The sequence below is a fragment of the Sphingobacterium lactis genome, assembly GCF_011046555.1.
Taxonomy (GTDB): domain Bacteria; phylum Bacteroidota; class Bacteroidia; order Sphingobacteriales; family Sphingobacteriaceae; genus Sphingobacterium; species Sphingobacterium lactis.
The window spans coordinates 2,687,138-2,705,041 of the sequence record NZ_CP049246.1 but is presented as its reverse complement, the minus strand read 5'-3'; the positions used below and the strand labels follow the sequence as shown (position 1 = coordinate 2,705,041).

Here is a 17,904-nt window from a genome sequence, read left to right as displayed (position 1 = left end):
AGGGAGAAAATACATAATCTATATAACCTTTTCGTGAGTTTATTGTTGTATAAAAACACAATAACTAAGTATTATGGCGAATAAAAAAGTAGGTCTATTTGTTGGGAGTCTGAGAAAAGAGTCTTTCAACAAGAAATTTGCAAATTATGTGAAGTCCATTGCCCCAACGGGTTATGACTTCGAGATCATTGAAATAGGACATTTACCATTCTATAATGAAGATTTTGATACCGGTACTCCACCGAAAGAATATGTTGAATTTCGGGAAACCGTAAAAGGGTTGGATGCTGTTTTATTCTTTACCCCGGAATATAACCGTTCGGTACCGGCGGTATTGAAGAATGCCGTTGATGTTGCTTCCAGACCTTACGGTAAGAATGTATGGGACGGAAAACCAGGCGGTGTCATCAGCGTTTCCATTGGTGCGATCGGTGGATTTGGTGCCAACCACCACCTGAGACAATCTTTGGTGTTTGTCAATGTACCAACCATGGCCCAACCTGAGGCCTATATTGGCGGCGTGGCAAAAATGTTCGACGATGATGACAAGCTAACCGATGAAAGCACACAGAAATTCCTGAAGGATTTCGTTAAAGCCTACATCGAATGGGTGGAAAAAATTAACGGGTAATTTTCCTATAACCAATACCACTTTTAAAAAGGGTTTTATGAGGTCTTAATTGACCTTCAACAGGGTAGCATATTCATTAGGGGTGCTGCCCTGTTTTATGTTAAGGGTATTTTTATTGTTATTGGAACTTGATCTCACCAAAGAAATTTGGCAGGTGGAAATTTGGTTTTGGATTGTCGATGGCATTCCATGCGATAAAGTGTGGCTGAGGCAGTCCGTCTCCACATTTATAGAAGTTCGCAAATACCGTCTTGCCTTTTAGATTTTCTGCTTTCTGGCTTAAGAGATCAAATGGAATGATTAAGATCTGCTGCCAACTTTTCTGTCCTTGGACCGTGCGCAATTGGGAAAAGGTATCCACCCGAAGGATTTCTTCTGCGGATAGCCGCGAACGATCTGTCTTGACAGCTGGACCATAGCCAATCAATCCGGTACCGAGGGCATTGAATTCAAAGTTGTAATAGTTCTCCCTATTATCGAAGGATACGAAAAACTCCACACAACTATCTTCCCAAACATTTTCATTCGGACGGATATACTGTGCCTTTACGAATTCCTCCTGAATATCATAATGCAGATAAATGGCCATCCCATCATAGGCAATCTGGAATCGGGCTTGCGGAACGTATGGATAATCCGACACCCAAGGCGCCTGATCGATAGCATGCCAGTCCAACTGCTCCATAGCAGATGCCAAGCTACTGTAATCCAATTCCGTTGTACTTAATTCGAGGTTACTTACGATGAGATTTTTCATATCAGTTGGATGTTAAGTTCTCCACTAATATATTGGTTAATTTCTCATTATTCACTTCCAATTCGTGAACTAATTTCAATTGGGATTTCGTTCTGACCAGATTATGCTCCGGATAGGCAATTTTATAGTAGGTATCGCCATTGATATAATCAGTCAAAAAGCGAACAGCCTGCATATACGGTAACAAGTGAACTGCCGAAATAAGGGAATCGATCTCCGTTTCGGTCAGGAAGTCGCGCGCTTCGGAAAGGTACCCTGCTGTAAAGGCTTGGAATAACGGGATGTTCAAGACGATCTTGTCTAGGTCAGCCTCATCTTCCGCTGCTGAATTGATGATCGTCCGAATAGCATCACCAAAATCATAAGCAACATAACCCGGCATTACGGTATCCAGATCAATAACGCACTGCACATTATCATCACTATCCAGCAATACATTATTGAATTTGGTGTCGTTATGCGTGATACGTAACGGTAATTTCTTCGCCCTTCCCAATTCCAGGATGGTACGCATTTTCTCTTCACGCTCGAAGATATAATCCAAAAGATCTTGCACATCCACCAATCGACCGACCGGATTCTTTTCAATAGCCTCTTTTAGGTTGTTGATCCGGAATTCGATGTTATGAAAATTGGGTAGTACTTCCACGATCTTTTTGGGGTCCAGGTCGCTGAGCTGTTTCTGGAATTGGCCAAATGCCATACCTCCAGAGAATGCCTGTTCCGTTGTTTCCAGGATATCGTAACTCCGGGTATCGGGAATGAGGATAAAGACACGCCAATATTCACCTTGTTCATTGCGGTAATAATTTTTACCGTCATGCGTCTGAACAATGGTCATTGTTCTTTTCAAGACCTCGTCATCACCAAGGTGTGCTAATTTTTGTTTAAGATGTTGACAGACCAACTCAATGTTCTTCATTAAGCCGTCCACATCTTGGAAGATATGGTGGTTGATGCGTTGCAGGAGATACAAATTGTTCTTCGCTGCATCGGTTGTAATTTTAAACGTATCGTTTATATGGCCTGATCCAAAAGGGATGGCAGAGATGATCTCCCCCTCCAATTTGAAATTATTTGCTGAATTTATACTGTTTTCGGATTCCTTGGTTGACATTACTTCACTTTTCATTCCTAATACTATGTAAGTGAACGCAATATCACGAAACCGATGCAATTAATAAAATATTTTTTGTAATCAAACGGTTGCACAAATTAATTGTTAATCGGTAAAGCAAACTATTTATGAATGTTAAAAGGCCCCAGCAATTATCACATATAATTGATATGAATGATTAGAATATTTCGTATTTTGGGGCTTATAAAAAGCGATTTACCCCACATATGGTCACGGAAATAGTTATTATTTTAATTTTAATCGTACTTAACGGAATACTCTCGGCATCAGAAATTGCCATCGTTTCAAGTCGGAAAGCAAGATTACAGGCGGCAAGTGCCAAGAACAACGGTGCCAAGGCAGCACTTCAATTAAAAGAGAATCCCAACAACTTCTTATCGACAGTCCAGATCGGCATCACCCTGATCGGTATCTTAACGGGTTTTTTTTCCGGAGGTACCATTTCAACCTATATTGCCGAACAACTCAATAAAATCGAATTGGTTGCCCCCTACAGCGCCCAAGTATCGGTTATCTTGGTGGTCCTGATGATCACCTACCTATCTTTGGTCATCGGTGAGCTGGTGCCAAAACGTATCGGGATGGCTATTCCAGAGAAATACGCTTCGTTTATCTCGGTTCCCATGTCGATCCTCAGTAAAATTGTAAAACCATTCGTTTGGTTATTGAGTATCTCCACCGAATTTATCGTGAAACTCTTCAATATCAAGGCCAATCAGAATGCCGTAACGGAAGAGGAAATCAAAGCATTGGTGGATGAAGGTGTGGATAGCGGTGCTATTGAAGGTATTGAACATGATATGGTGGACCGCGTGCTTAGCCTTGGTGACAAGAAGGCCATCAACCTGATGGTACACCGAAGTAAGATTACCTATTTGGATATCCAGAATTCGTTCGAGGAGAACAGAGCAAGTATCCTTGCGGATGAACACACCGAATACCCGGTTTGTAATGGTAATTTTGACCATGTCATCGGTCTTGTCCACGTTAAAACCTTATTGAAGGAATACCTGACCACCAAACAAATGGACTTGACGAAATTGGTCAGCCCGATCCCATTTGTCAATGAGAACACCTATGCCTATAATGTTTTACAGAACATGAAATCTGCCAAGGTTTTGCAGGCAGTAGTGGTTGATGAATATGGAAGTCCTCAGGGTATTATTACCATGACAGATATCGTGGCATCTTTGGTCGGCGGTTTCGACTCTCCGGAAAATGAGGAGAAGAAAACCATCCGTCAGCGCGAAGACGGTTCATTTGTGATCGATGGAAGTTATCAATTGGATGATTTCATGGACCTGTTCAATGTGGATCTTTCGGATGAAGATGAAGAAGAAATCGGAAATATCACAACGGTCGCTGGTTTGGTTTTCCTATTGCTGGATCATATCCCTGAAGAAGGTGATCAGGTCGTTTATAAGAATATGGAATTTGAGGTACTGGATATGGACGGACACCGCATTGATAAACTAATCCTTAAGGTGGTGGACCCTTCAGCGGATGAAACGGCGAATATAGATTAGATGTGGCCATCTAGATTTGAGATATGAGATGTGAGATATGTGACAGTGGGGGATTTTAGGACGGAATATAACTTAGAGCGCCTAAATCTTATCGGATAGATGTGAGATATGTGACATTGAGGGATTTTAGGCGGTTTTTGGGTTGCTCTGGAATAAATTTACATTCTTATATAATATATAAAATATGCGTCCCGATTATTTTGGCGTACTAAGTTAATAGTAGGCACAAAATGATCGGGACGCAAATATTTTGGAGGGAGCAGTTCAATGGCTATGTTTTTTGAGTCGGTGAACTACTCCGGTAATTCTAGGACAGGTGGGAGTTAATTAATTTCAGCAGTTCGTGCTTGGGTTGCAACCCACTTTGTCGCCATACTTGGGTGCCATTTTTATACAATATCAAGGTCGGGACGCCCTGAACATGGAATTTGGATGCCACTGCTTGGTTTTTGTCGATATCGATCTTGATGATGGAGAGCTTCTCGCCCATCTCGTCTTTCACTTCTTTTAATATTGGGGCCAGCATTTGGCATGGACCACACCATTCAGCGGAGAAGTCAACAAGAACCAATGCATTTTTTTGTAAGATTTCATTAAAGGATGCCATATTGTTATGTTTTAATATTACCTATTTACATAGACCGCATATACGGCCGAATTGTTTGTTTTGAGTCGGATTAAGGACATTTATTTGACGCACAGGTCTTCCAGCTCTTCGATATCTCCGGCAAACATATTCAGATCCACTGGTCCTTTGATTCCCGTTACGGTGCCTTTTTCGGAAAACTGCCAGAAGTTCCAATGTTTTTTCGGTTTTTCCACCCAGAAATTATAATTGGCAATCCAAAGGGTATAATCTGCAAATTCCTTTTCCAGGAAGTCAGCAAAGTATTTATCACCGGAATAGAGAATGGGCTTTATTTTGTAATGTTTCTCGACCTGATCCAGCCACCGCTTCAGTCCTGTCTTCAGGCTATCCATGGATTGGTTCCTGGGCATTTCCTCAATGTCGAGCACCGGTGGAAGGTCTCCAGTTTCCAGATCAACGGTCTTAATGAAGTTATTGGCCTGCCTGATGGAGTTTTCATTCGGCCTGAAATAATGGTATGCACCGCGGAGTTTGTTATTTTGCTTGACGGCTTTCCAATTTTCCTTGAACTTGCTGTCCTTGGCACGTTCGCCCATCGTGGCCCGGATAAAGATATAGTCAATGGGAAACTGATCATTGATGGTCAATACCTGCGGCCAATCGACCCGGCCTTGGTATTGGGAAACATCGATACCAAAAATTTTATCGTCATGCCGATGCATCAATTCGATATTGCGGACATCGTATTTGCCATTATCCTCAGCTACGACCTTTTCCTTTTCGAACCACTTGATCATCAAATAGGAAAGCCCGGCCCGGTGCTGCCAGGCAAAAATAGCCAGAACCAAAACCAGCGGAATGGCGATGCTCCAGAACAGCAGATTCCGGTTTATTTCCTTGTCTGTAACAACTTTTTTCTTGACCGTTTTCCGCTTTTTTGTCATATTGCGTGAAATTAGGCTATTTTCAGCGCATCGGCAAAAAAATAATTACATGATTGTTTACAACCCCAAAGATTGGATAAAGACCATTTCATACCTGCACAACAGCAAAATTTTCAAGCGTCTTCTGCCCTATCTGATTATTTCCGTTCTGGTGTCCTGGGGCCTTGCCTACTGGGAGCTGGAGTACCTGAATCTTTCCGATAAAAGCTGGATCAAGAATATTACCACCGTCCATAACCTGCTTGGTTTTGTGCTCTCCTTAATCTTGGTGTTCCGAACGAATACGGCTTATGACCGTTGGTGGGAAGCACGTAAGCAATGGGGCGCATTAACGAACATCAGCAGAACCATGGCGATCAAATTGAACGCCTTCCTTGATCCGGCGGACAAGGTAAATCGGAGCTTCTACCGCAAATCCATTGCCCTATTTGCCGAGACCCTATTCAGTTATCTCCGCTCCGACTATACGAAATTCATGCTCGATGAAATCGAACACCCCGAACTACACGATTTGGACGATAAAAAGCATGGCCCCAATCAAGTGGCTGCACTGATGTACAAAAAAACAAACCTTTTGTATAAGGAAGGGGTTCTGACGGGCGATCAGTTGATCGTGCTGAACAAGGAATTAACGGGAATGACCGATGTATGTGGCGCTTGCGAGCGCATCAAAAACACGCCGATTCCCCTCGGCTATTCCGCATTTATTAAAACATTCATCATTCTCTATACAGCTACCCTACCTATTGGTCTGGTATTCAGCATGGGTTATTTTGTCGTTGCTGCGGTTCCGTTTATCTTTTACGTACTAGCAACCCTGGAAATGATCGGCGAATCCATCGAGGAGCCTTTCGGTTCGGATTCTGATGATTTGCCAATCGATAAAATTGCCGCTAATATTAAGAGACACTGCAATGAGGTGCTCCTACCTTAGTTGAATTGTCCAAGAGGAAAGGTTGGTTCGAACGCTATTACCTAACCGAAATTTAAAGGGACATTTTTATTTTTATAGGCGCTGTTGTGAATTTCCCCCTATAATGTTCAACTTTGTGGACCATTACTTGCGATTTATATGAAGCTCCAAGCTATTAATCTACTGAATAAACAGAAAATCAACTACAAAAACGAGATCCTTGCTGGATTAACGGTCTCCATGACAATGATTCCCGAGTCGCTATCCTTTGCGATCCTAGCAGGGCTATCTCCATTAACCGGATTGTATGCTGCTTTCTTAATGGGTATCGTAACGGCATTTTTGGGCGGACGTCCGGGGATGGTTTCCGGAGGGGCTGGAGCTACAGTAGTCGTCTTAATTGCCCTAGCTGCTTCGCATGGGGTGGAATACCTGTTTGCTGCCGTTGCACTGGCGGGCATCCTGCAGATTTTGGTCGGTGCCTTCAAACTGGGGAAATTCGTCAGACTGATCCCACAACCTGTGATGTATGGATTCCTGAATGGCCTGGCGATTATTATTTTCATGGCGCAGGTCAAACAGTTCAAGATTTTCGAGAACGGTGCAGAAGTGTGGATGTCTGGGCCAGCTTTGTATATCATGGCTGGATTAACCGCCCTGACGATTTCCATCGTCTTGCTCCTTCCAAAACTGACCAAAGCAGTGCCGGCATCCCTTGTCGCCATTATCATCACTTTTGCGTTGGTATATTTCTTCCAGATAGACACCAAGAAAGTAATCGATATTGCATCCGTTAGCGGATCATTCCCAAGTTTCCATATCCCACAGATCCCATTTACTTGGGAAACCCTGCAGATTATCTTTCCTTATGCTGCCGTGATGGCTGCTGTAGGTCTCATTGAGTCGCTCCTGACCCTCAATATGGTCGATGAATTAACCAATACTAAAGGGAGTGCGAATAAAGAATCGTTCGCGCAGGGTACCGCCAATATTGTGAACGGATTTTTTACAGGGATGGGTGGATGTGCCATGGTTGCACAATCGCTGGTGAATATTGGCGCTGGCGGAAGAACGCGACTATCAGCCATCATAGGAGCCTTGGGTATTCTCTTTGTCATCCTGGTAGGTGGCCGTGTCATTGAGCAGATTCCGATGGCTGCACTTGTGGGTGTCATGATGATGGTGGCAATAGGGACCTTCCAATGGGTGTCGATACGCCTGGTGAACAAGATGCCAAAATCAGATATATTGGTTGGCATTTTGGTTGCGGCCATTACGGTCATCTTGCATAACCTGGCGCTTGCAGTCCTAGTTGGGGTCATCCTATCCGCATTGGTATTTGCATGGGATAATGCCAAGCGAATTCGTGCAAGAAAAAGCATCGACGAGCAGGGTAATAAAGTATATCAAATTTACGGACCGCTATTTTTTGGTTCCACAACCACCTTTATGGAAAAATTTGATATTCTGGAAGATCCAGCTTTGGTTATTATTGACTTTCAGGAATCACGTGTCGTTGACATGTCAGCGATAGAAGCTTTAAAAAAGCTTACCGAACGGTATCAGGAGCATAATAAACAAGTTATTTTCCGGCATTTAAGTCCTGATTGCATTCGACTTTTGGATCAGGCGAAAGGCTTTATCGAAGTCAATATAGATACGGATCCAACCTATAAGGTTATGCCAAAGGATTAAAAATTAATTGTAAAAGATTTAATTTCTAACCCTTGAAAATAAATGCGCATTTATGCACGTTCTATTTTTAAAACCATACATTATGCAAAGATTTCACATCGTACTTCTGCTTGTGATGAGCTTGATCTGTCGTCCATTTCAATCACATGCACAATCCCCTAATCCGCTAACGGCTAAAATCGAACAGATCATAAAAGCCTATGATGCCAAAGTTGGCGTTGCGGTGCACAACCAGGAATTCACAGAACATCATTTCGTCAACAAAGACCATAAATACCCCATGCAATCGGTATTTAAATTCCATTTAGGCATTGCGGTTCTGAATCAGGTGGATAGCGGAAAATTACGATTGGATCAAGATGTAGTCATTACAAAGGCGGATGTATCCAACGAATTGTACAGTCCGATTCGAGAAAAATTCCCGAATGGCACCACCATGCCATTGAGCCAGGTCCTGCACCATACCATCGCTCAGAGTGACAATGTGGGTTGTAATGTACTCTTTCGCATGTTGGGCGGACCGGATCAGGTTCAGGCCTATTTCGAAAAACAAGGCTATACGGGAATCGCTATTCGCAATGATGAATCGGAAATCCAGGGCGATTGGGAGGTGCAGTTTAAAAATTGGATCGACATCGAAACGAGCAACAAAATACTTTACGATTACTACACGAACGATAAGCAACAGTTGAGTGAAAGTTCTTATCAATTCCTTTGGGACACCATGCGTGGGACATCCACTGGTAGAGACCGAATAAAAGGCTTACTTCCAGCTGGTACCGTAGTGGCCCATAAAACGGGTTATTCAGGTCAGAATAAAAAAACTAAAGAAATAGCTGCTGTAAATGACATTGGTGTTGTAACTTTACCTAACGACAAGGTTTTTTACATCACGGTTCTGGTAACCGATGCAAAGGAGCCTGAGCCTAATTGTGCGAAGATCATTGCGGAAGTAGCGAAAGCTGCCTATGACCACTATGCAAACCAACCGTTATAAAATAACCCAATTTCTAATTTACTGAACATGCCTAAAAATAAACTACCAGAAGACCGCTTAGTTGAATTGTTGGCCATACTCAACAAGCGTTTTGAAAAACACCCTGAGCGCCATCCCAATTTAACGTGGGAATCTGTCGTGACCAAATTAGCAGCCAATGAGAAAGCCCTCTGGACGTTGAACGAGATGGAAGAATCTGGTGGTGAACCTGATGTTGTGGCACTTCCCTCCCATTCGGGACAGCTGATTTTTGTGGATTGCGCGGCTGAAAGTCCGAAAGGGAGACGCAGTTACTGCTATGACCAGGCGGCGTTGGAATCCAGAAAGGAACACAAACCCAAAGACAGTGCAATCCATTCGGCGGAAGAAATGGGGATAAAAATCCTTTCGGAGCAAGAATATGCCGAATTGCAACAACTCGGCACCTTTGACCTCAAAACATCCACCTGGTTGGAAACGCCGGCAGAGATCCGAAAATTGGGCGGTGCTATATTTGGTGATTTCCGCTTCGGACGGGTATTTACTTACCACAATGGTGCAGAATCGTACTATGCGGCGCGTGGATATCGCGGTATGCTGCTGATCAAATAGAAACAGTCTGGAATATTTTTTTATTCGAATTCAATCTGCAATGTGTAACTTAAAGAAAGATTTCACTGAATAACCTATAAATCAAAAGCATATGGGCATGATCTGTACCCTTAGACGCATTTCAAAAGCGAAATTGGATGAATATTTAGAAAATAGTCATCTGATGGAAGAAGAGTTCTTTTCAAATGAGGTTACAGAGATTCCACTCCTTGATATCGACAAATCATGGGATGGCATCATATTCCTGCTCACCGGCGCAACCTTCAACGAAGCCTCGGAAAACGAGCGCGCACTGATTATTATAGGTGAAAAACCAATGAGTACTAGACCAGATTCACATGACTACCACACGCGGTATAACAGTCCCGAGAAAGTCCTGCACTTCGCTGAAATACTCAAAACCATCGACCCAAACGACTTAAAGAGCAAATTCGACCCTAAAAGGATGAACGAGCTCGATGTCTACCCAAACATCTGGGAACAAGAGGATAAAAACGAACTATTTACCTATTTGGAGGAATACTTTCTCAAAATCCAAAACTTCTACCAGCAAGCAGCCTGGAGCAAAGAAGCAATTGTTATCGAGATAGCGTAGGTAGATATGAGAAGTGAGATATGAGCGATAGATTTGAGATATGAGATGTGAGATTTGTGACAGTGAGTGGAAAATAGAATGGAAAAAAATATGAAATTCAACCAGTAAAAAATAAACAAGAGTAAAAAGGCCTATTAAAATAAACTTTTAATAGGCCTTTTTAATACCCTTAATATCTCACATCTCAAATCTCAATTCTCACATCTAACAACTACATGACTGCTTCGCGGATGCGCAATAGTTTTGTTAGGAGTCCTTCGAGGTGGTCGAGGTGCAGCATATTGGCACCATCGGATTTAGCGTTTGCTGGATCTGGGTGTGTTTCGATGAATAGGCCATCGGCACCTACAGCAATGGCAGCTTTGGCGATGGTTTCGATAAGCTCTGGTTTTCCGCCGGTCACGCCTGAACTCTGGTTGGGTTGCTGCAGGGAGTGCGTACAGTCCATAACTGTAGGGACATTGAAGGATTTCATCACCGGTAATCCGCGGTAGTCAACGATCAGATCCTGGTAGCCAAATGTGTTTCCACGATCGGTCAGGATGACGCTGTTATTTCCCGCTTCTTGAACCTTCTCAACGGCAAATTTCATGGATTCCGCAGATAGGAACTGTCCTTTCTTAATGTTCACCACTTTCCCGGTGTTTGCGGCTGCGACCAATAGGTCAGTTTGGCGGCATAGGAATGCAGGGATTTGCAAAACATCCACATAGGCAGCGGCCATTGCAGCCTCGTCACTTTCATGAATGTCTGTTACCGTAGGAATACCAAAGGTCTGCCCTACTTTTTCCAAAATTTTCAAGGCTTTCTCATCGCCGATCCCTGTAAAGGAACTGCCCTTCGAACGATTGGCCTTGCGGTAAGAACCCTTGAAAATGTATGGGATATTCAATTTATCCGTAATGTTGACAATGCGGTCAGCAATACGCAATGCAATTTCCTCTCCTTCGATCGCACATGGACCTGCCATCAGGAAAAATGCGTTAGAATTGCCATGTTTAATCGATGGCAAATATGTATTAATCATATATGTATTTAATTACCTAATTCAGACATAAACTTAATCCGCATGAGCTGAATATCCTCATACGAATAATCTTCCTCACCCAACTCATCCAAAGCCGATTCAATGGCGTCATTTTCCGCCGATCGGAAATAATCGTAGACCTCATCTTGACGGTCCTGATCGATCATCTCATCCACAAAGTAACCGATGTTCAACTTCGTACCTGAATTTACGATGGACTCCACTTCCTTCAGCATGTCCTCATAGCTGATCCCTTTGGACGAAGCAATATCTTCCAAACTGATCTTCCGATCAATATTCTGGATAATGGACACCTTCAATGCCGATTTATTCGCCGTACTCTTGATCACCAGATCCTGTGGGCGGTCAATATCGTTTTCTTCGACATAATTCTTGATCAATTCCACGAATGGCGCACCGAATTTCATGGCCTTACCCGATCCGACGCCTTGGATCTTCTTCAGCTCCTCAATGGTCACAGGATAGTGGGTACACATTTCATCCAGGGAAGGATCTTGGAAGATGACAAATGGAGGCAAAGACCGTTGCTTGGCGAGCTTCTTCCGAAGTTCCTTCAACATCTTCAATAATTCCGCATCCAAAGCCGCCGTTTGGCCAGCACCTTCATCGGCGCCATCTGTCCCCGACATTTCCATCGGTCTGTTCAAAATGAACTTCAATGGATATGGATTGGCCAAATATTTCTTTCCACCCTCAGTAAGCTGCAAGAGCCCATAATGATCAATATCTTTCTTGATGAAATCCGCAAGCTCCGCCTGACGAATCAGGGAATTCCAATAATTAACCCCCTGTTCCTTACCGGAACCGAATAATGGGTGTGTATCATGCTTATAGGAAGAAATAGGCTGGTTATTCTGCCCGATCAAAACATTGATAATGTGCTGATCGTCGAACTTATCACCCTGTTCCTTAATGAAACCCAACACCGTTAACAAGGATTCTTCTGCATCGAAATAGGTCTTTTGCGAACGGCAGTTATCACACATACTGTTACAACCTGTTTCATCGAATTTCTCACCGAAATAGTGCAGAATCTGCTTCCTACGGCACACTGCCGACTCCGAATAGTCAATGACTTCCTTCAATATTTGGGTGCCGATCTCTTTCTCGGAGACAGGCTTATCTTTCATGAACTTGGTAAGCTTTTCAACATCCTTTTCGGAATAGAAGGCCAAACAATAGCCTTCACCCCCATCCCTTCCGGCACGACCGGTTTCCTGATAGTAGCCTTCCATGGATTTCGGAATATCATGGTGGATCACGTAGCGTACATCCGGTTTATCGATCCCCATACCAAAGGCAATCGTAGCAACGATAACCTCGATATCTTCCATCAGGAACTTATCCTGAGTTTCAGCACGCGTCTTGGCATCCAGACCGGCATGGTACGGTAAGGATTTAATCCCGTTGATGTTCAACACCTCAGCGATCTCCTCCACCTTCTTCCGGCTCAAACAGTACACAATCCCTGCTTTGCCCGTATTATTCTTGATGAAACGGACAATCTGCTTGATGACATCCTGCTTCGGACGCACCTCATAATAGAGATTAGTTCTGTTAAAGGAAGATTTGAATAGCGTTGCATCCGTCATCTGCAAGTTCTTGCGGATATCGGACTGTACTTTCGGTGTGGCAGTTGCTGTCAACGCGATAATCGGGATATTATCACCGATTTCATTGATAACCTGGCGGATTTTCCGGTACTCCGGACGGAAATCGTGTCCCCATTCCGAGATACAGTGTGCTTCATCGACAGCGACAAAGGAAACCTTATTGTTTCGCAGGAAACTTACGTTCTCTTCTTTAGCTAGCGATTCCGGCGCCACATATAAAAGCTTGGTCTTACCATCCTGCACATCTTGCTTCACACGCTGCACCTCATTTTTGGTCAGCGATGAATTCAAAAAGTGTGCAATACTATCCCTGCCGCCAAAGGCACGCAATTGATCCACCTGATTCTTCATCAAAGCGATCAATGGAGAAATGACAATAGCTGTCCCCTCGCTCATCATTGCTGGAAGCTGGTAACAGATTGACTTACCTCCACCGGTTGGCATGATTACGAAGGTATCTTTCTTGTTCAGGATGTTTGTAATAATAGCTTCTTGGTCACCTTTAAACGTATCGAAGCCGAAAAAATCTTGAAGATTGTCAAATAATGATTTTTCTATTTCCATTGACTAGGCAAAATAAATAGATGTAATAACGTTGTAAATAATACGTCTTAAATAATGTATTTTTGTACCGTAAGTACAATAATTTATATATAAAATTAGACATATTTTACGTGAAAAACAACATCGATATCAAAATGTTGGCGCAGAGCACATTTGAATTGGAAGCAGCCAATGTTTTAGCCTTATCTGAGAAGATAGATGAGGATTTTGTACAGGTCATTGAACAGATCGTCACCTTGAAAGGTCGCGTTATTTTGACAGGGATCGGCAAGTCGGCCATCATTGCCCAGAAAATTGTTGCCACACTGAATTCTACGGGAACCCCAGCCATCTTTATGCACGCTGCAGATGCGATCCATGGTGACTTGGGCATTATCCAACAGGACGACCTCATCATTGCGATTTCCAAAAGTGGCAATACCCCAGAGATCAAAGTATTGGTCCCTTATTTAAAGCAAACGGGCAACACCTTGGTTGCCATGGTCGGCAATAAATCCTCTTTCCTTGCCGAACAGGCGGATTATATTTTGGACACGAGCATCACACGCGAAGCTTGCCCGAACAATTTGGCACCGACGACAAGTACCACCGTACAGTTGGCCATGGGCGATGCCATCGCAGTATGCTTGCAGAACCTTCGCCAATTTACGGATCAGGATTTTGCTAAATACCACCCTGGAGGAGCGTTGGGAAAACAGCTGTACCTGAAAGTAGGTGATCTTTCTGACCACAACGGATTGCCGGAAGTAGAACAGGATGCCGATGTCCGTTCGGTATTGATCAGCATAACCACCTACCGTTTAGGGGCTACGGTCGTAACGGAACAAGGAAAAATACTGGGAATCATTACTGATGGTGATATCCGACGTATGCTGGAAAAACATACTGATGTGACCGGTTTGACGGCTAAAGACATCATGTCGCTCAACCCCAAGACCATTGACAAAACAGAACTGGCAGCCAGCGCTTTGCATGTCATGCGACAGAATAGCATTTCCCAGTTGGTGGTTACCCACGATGGTGTATATGCGGGAATTATCCACCTTCAGGATATATTGAAGGAAGGAATTATATAAACTATTTGTAAAATTATTGTGTTGTTTAACCTATTTTATACGACAAAATGGTTAAACGCTTAAAAATGGTCTTAGATTTGATTATCTTGATTTAACGAAACAAAAACAATTGAAACAATGAAAAAAATTACGAGTATATGTGCAGTGGTGATTGCCTTTATCAGCTTAACAGCAATGGGTATGTTGGCAGCGGAATTTAAGTTTGACAAGGAAACGCATGACTTCGGTAAGATTCCGGTAAATAAACCAGTATCTTACGAATACAAGTTCAGCAACTCCGGCGATCAGCCGATCATCATTTCCGATGTACAGCCGACCTGCGGTTGTTCTGTAGCTGAATTCACCAAAACGCCAGTGAAACCTGGTGAAGCCGGTACGATCAAAGTAACCTTCAATGCGGCAGCTAAAGGCCCATTCACGAAGTCCTTTATCGTAAAGTCTAATACCAAAACACCGGTAAAAACATTGACTATCAAAGGAATTGTAGAATAATCCCTTTCCTTATAAAGTATAGGCATGCCACTCCACTCGAGTGGCATGTTTTGTTTAGTACGGTCATATTTTATTCGTACATTTGTGGACTAAAAACATAACAAAATTATAATGCCATCTATATCGCAAAAGGGCATCGATATGCCCGCATCACCTATCAGAAAACTAACACCTTTTGCGGATCAAGCTAAAAAGGAAGGTAAGAAAATCTATCACCTGAACATCGGTCAACCGGACATCGAAACTCCGGAGATCATGTTGAACGCGTTAAAGAACATCGATTTCAAGGTATGGGCTTATACGCCATCCGAAGGGACCCTTTCCTACAGAACCAAACTTGCAGAATACTACAATAAAATAAATTACAACATCACCCCGAATGATATCTTGGTGACCAATGGTGGATCAGAGGCGATCACGATTGCGATGCAAGCCTGCTTGAATCCTGGCGAGGAAGTCATCATCCCAGAGCCATTCTATGCGAACTACAATGGGTTTGCCTGCTCTGCAGATATCGTCGTGAAACCGATCATGTCCGTAATCGACAATGGTTTCGCGTTGCCATCCATCGCTGATTTCGAAAAGGTAATTACCGAAAAAACCAAAGCAATTGCTATCTGTAACCCGAACAACCCAACAGGCTACCTGTATTCACGTGAGGAATTGGAAGCATTGAAGGAATTGTGTTTGAAACATGACCTATACCTATTCTCAGATGAAGCATACCGCGAATTCTGTTATGATGGACGCGAGTTCATCTCCCCTATGCAATTGGAAGGATTGGAACAGCATGTCGTGGTATTCGACACCGTGTCCAAGCGTTATTCCGCATGTGGCGCGCGTATCGGGTGTATCATTACCAAAAACAAGGAACTCTATCAGACTTCGTTAAAGTTTGCACAAGCACGCCTTTCCCCATCTTTGGAAGGTCAGATTGCGGGTGAAGCTGCAGTCGATACGCCGGACAGCTATTTTGAAGCAGTATCCAAAGAATATACAGCAAGAAGAGATACCTTAGTGAACGGCCTTAACCAGATTGATGGTGTTTTCTGCCCGAACCCAGGAGGTGCTTTCTATGTCATCGCTAAATTGCCGATTGACAATGCAGATAAATTCTGCCAGTGGATGTTGGAGAAATTCAGTTACAACAACGAAACAGTCATGATGGCGCCAGCAACAGGATTCTATTCTACACCAGGCGCTGGATCCAATGAAGTTCGATTGGCCTATGTGCTCAATCAGGACGATTTGAAGAACGCATTGGTATGCCTGGAAAAAGCATTGCAGGAATATCCAGGTAGAACAGCTTAATCAGACAAAAAGCCTTTGGTGGTTTTTAAAATGGATAAACCTTCCATTCACCACCCACAGGCATACAATTGATAAACCCCGAATATAAGTCTCGATAATACGAGGATTATATTCGGGGTTATTCTTTTTAGAAATAAATAGGCAGCGCTATAACCTCTTTCTTCATTTTATGCTGAGACCTTCCTCTGGAAGCAATTCACCCCAAAAACTAGCTACTTTCTCAGAGAAAATGCTGAAATTTAAATTCTTCCAAAAACCCTATCAATCTATAAAAAATGCCCTATTTCAAATTTTAAACGCATTCATTATCAAATCTTTAAAAAATTCTTACAACAATTTGAATCGAACAGCGTTTAATATGTAGAAACTAATGAATAGAAATTTATGGATAAATTAAAGAAATTCGAATTGATGGAGAAAATATCCAGAGAATTGGAGGACATTAGAAACAGTCAGCAAGCTGTTTTGGAAAAGATCGCAAAAGTTGAAGTAGACAATATAGAATTAGGTGATAAAGTAATTGAGACCAAAATTCCTGAAATCTACCAACGTACAGCCGATAACTCCGAGGCTATTCTGGAGATCCTCACATCCTTCCAGGAAAAGACGGATGAGTTCGGAAACAAGAACAATATTGACGCCCTGAAAGAACAACAGGAAATCAATAACATGAAATAAGAAAAGTCCTCCATTTGGAGGACTTTCTTTTTTATCTTTTTATTGACCTAACGAAAAATTTACTCAGCCAATCCTATTTTTTCCTTAATCAAGTTGACCACGAAATCCAACTGTTCCTCTTGGTTCAATTCCGAGTTATCCAGAACAATGGCATCTTCCGCCTGTCGCAATGGACTTTCTTCCCGTGTACTATCGATATGATCACGGTGCGATAGGTTTTCTTTCACTTCTTCCATCGTCAGCACTTCACCTTTTGCTGTCAATTCCGCATAGCGTCTTTCTGCGCGTACCTGCGGACTGGCTGTCATGAAAATCTTCAAATCAGCTTGTGGAAATACGGTCGTACCGATATCGCGTCCATCCATCACAATGTTCCGTTTCTTGCCCAGGCTTTGTTGTTGTTTCACCATAGCCGTACGCACGGCCTTAACTGCGGAAACTTCGCTCACATAGTTGGATACTTCCATCGTACGGATCGCCTCGGATACATCCTCGTCGTTCAGGTGGATCTGCACTTTTTCCGGGTTCGGAATAAAATCGATATGGATATTTTCAAGGGCTTCCAATACAGCATCATTGTCTGCAAGATCAATATTGTTGCGCTGGAAATATAGGGTAACCGCCCTGTACATCGCTCCGCTATCGATGAAAACGAAATGGAGCTTCTTGGCCAATGCTTTCGCTACCGTACTCTTTCCGCAGGACGAAAAACCGTCAATGGCAATTACAATGTTCTTTCTGGACAT

General features: G+C 43.0%; 18 protein-coding genes. 11 read left to right on the top strand and 7 right to left on the bottom strand.

Annotated elements, in window-relative coordinates; all coding sequences use genetic code 11:
- Window positions 1–73: 73 nt before the first annotated feature.
- Window positions 74–631, top strand: a complete 558-nt coding sequence (locus G6N79_RS11765; RefSeq protein WP_103906359.1) for an NADPH-dependent FMN reductase — start codon at window positions 74–76, stop codon at window positions 629–631.
- A gap of 118 nt (window positions 632–749) precedes the next feature.
- Here G6N79_RS11765 and G6N79_RS11760 read toward each other — a convergent pair whose 3' ends face one another.
- A complete protein-coding gene (locus tag G6N79_RS11760) occupies window positions 750–1,388 on the bottom strand; it encodes a carbohydrate-binding family 9-like protein (RefSeq protein WP_103906360.1) in 639 nt (212 codons plus the stop codon).
- A 1-nt stretch (window position 1,389) separates the two neighbouring features.
- A complete protein-coding gene (locus tag G6N79_RS11755; RefSeq protein ID WP_103906361.1) occupies window positions 1,390–2,520 on the bottom strand; it encodes a phosphotransferase enzyme family protein in 1,131 nt (376 codons plus the stop codon).
- 212 nt (window positions 2,521–2,732) lie between these two features.
- Between G6N79_RS11755 and G6N79_RS11750 the strand changes: the two genes are divergently transcribed.
- Window positions 2,733–4,052, top strand: coding sequence for a hemolysin family protein (locus G6N79_RS11750; RefSeq protein ID WP_103906362.1), 1,320 nt, complete (start codon window positions 2,733–2,735; stop codon window positions 4,050–4,052).
- Window positions 4,053–4,359: 307 nt separating this feature from the next.
- Here the strand turns inward: G6N79_RS11750 and trxA are convergent, their stop codons facing one another.
- Window positions 4,360–4,659, bottom strand: a complete 300-nt coding sequence (gene trxA / locus G6N79_RS11745) for a thioredoxin (protein ID WP_103906363.1) — start codon at window positions 4,657–4,659, stop codon at window positions 4,360–4,362.
- An 80-nt stretch (window positions 4,660–4,739) separates the two neighbouring features.
- Complete coding sequence (locus G6N79_RS11740; protein ID WP_103906364.1) at window positions 4,740–5,585, bottom strand: glycoside hydrolase family 25 protein; 846 nt, start codon at window positions 5,583–5,585, stop codon at window positions 4,740–4,742.
- A gap of 49 nt (window positions 5,586–5,634) precedes the next feature.
- On the opposite strand from G6N79_RS11740, the gene G6N79_RS11735 reads away from it, so the two are divergent.
- From G6N79_RS11735 to G6N79_RS11715, 5 genes are all read left to right on the top strand, one after another.
- A complete protein-coding gene (locus G6N79_RS11735; RefSeq protein ID WP_103906365.1) occupies window positions 5,635–6,519 on the top strand; it encodes a bestrophin family protein in 885 nt (294 codons plus the stop codon).
- 138 nt (window positions 6,520–6,657) lie between these two features.
- Window positions 6,658–8,193: a SulP family inorganic anion transporter gene (locus G6N79_RS11730; protein ID WP_103906366.1), complete on the top strand. Its 1,536-nt coding sequence runs from the start codon at window positions 6,658–6,660 to the stop codon at window positions 8,191–8,193.
- 82 nt (window positions 8,194–8,275) lie between these two features.
- Window positions 8,276–9,190, top strand: coding sequence for a class A beta-lactamase (gene bla, locus G6N79_RS11725; RefSeq protein ID WP_160003733.1), 915 nt, complete (start codon window positions 8,276–8,278; stop codon window positions 9,188–9,190).
- 27 nt (window positions 9,191–9,217) lie between these two features.
- Complete coding sequence (locus G6N79_RS11720) at window positions 9,218–9,781, top strand: DUF4256 domain-containing protein (RefSeq protein ID WP_103906368.1); 564 nt, start codon at window positions 9,218–9,220, stop codon at window positions 9,779–9,781.
- A 91-nt stretch (window positions 9,782–9,872) separates the two neighbouring features.
- Entirely contained in the window at window positions 9,873–10,376 is a 504-nt protein-coding gene (locus tag G6N79_RS11715) for a YfbM family protein (RefSeq protein WP_103906369.1), read from the top strand.
- Between the two features lie 211 nt (window positions 10,377–10,587).
- Here G6N79_RS11715 and kdsA read toward each other — a convergent pair whose 3' ends face one another.
- Window positions 10,588–11,403, bottom strand: coding sequence for a 3-deoxy-8-phosphooctulonate synthase (gene kdsA / locus G6N79_RS11710; RefSeq protein WP_103906370.1), 816 nt, complete (start codon window positions 11,401–11,403; stop codon window positions 10,588–10,590).
- 8 nt (window positions 11,404–11,411) lie between these two features.
- Window positions 11,412–13,601, bottom strand: coding sequence for a DNA helicase RecQ (recQ, locus tag G6N79_RS11705; protein WP_103906371.1), 2,190 nt, complete (start codon window positions 13,599–13,601; stop codon window positions 11,412–11,414).
- 110 nt (window positions 13,602–13,711) lie between these two features.
- Between recQ and G6N79_RS11700 the strand changes: the two genes are divergently transcribed.
- The 4 genes from G6N79_RS11700 to G6N79_RS11685 all read left to right on the top strand — a co-directional run bounded on the left by G6N79_RS11700 (window position 13,712) and on the right by G6N79_RS11685 (window position 17,158).
- On the top strand, window positions 13,712–14,677 hold the full coding sequence (locus G6N79_RS11700) for a KpsF/GutQ family sugar-phosphate isomerase (protein ID WP_103906372.1): 966 nt from the start codon (window positions 13,712–13,714) through the stop codon (window positions 14,675–14,677).
- A 117-nt stretch (window positions 14,678–14,794) separates the two neighbouring features.
- The gene (locus G6N79_RS11695) at window positions 14,795–15,169 is read left to right on the top strand and encodes a DUF1573 domain-containing protein (protein WP_103906373.1); all 375 of its coding nucleotides are present in this window, start codon (window positions 14,795–14,797) and stop codon (window positions 15,167–15,169) included.
- A gap of 111 nt (window positions 15,170–15,280) precedes the next feature.
- On the top strand, window positions 15,281–16,480 hold the full coding sequence (locus G6N79_RS11690) for a pyridoxal phosphate-dependent aminotransferase (protein WP_103906374.1): 1,200 nt from the start codon (window positions 15,281–15,283) through the stop codon (window positions 16,478–16,480).
- Window positions 16,481–16,864: 384 nt separating this feature from the next.
- Window positions 16,865–17,158, top strand: a complete 294-nt coding sequence (locus G6N79_RS11685) for a hypothetical protein (RefSeq protein WP_103906375.1) — start codon at window positions 16,865–16,867, stop codon at window positions 17,156–17,158.
- 59 nt (window positions 17,159–17,217) lie between these two features.
- Here the strand turns inward: G6N79_RS11685 and cmk are convergent, their stop codons facing one another.
- Window positions 17,218–17,904 carry a (d)CMP kinase gene (gene cmk / locus G6N79_RS11680; RefSeq protein ID WP_103906376.1) on the bottom strand — a complete coding sequence of 229 codons (687 nt, stop codon included), beginning with the start codon at window positions 17,902–17,904 and terminating at the stop codon, window positions 17,218–17,220.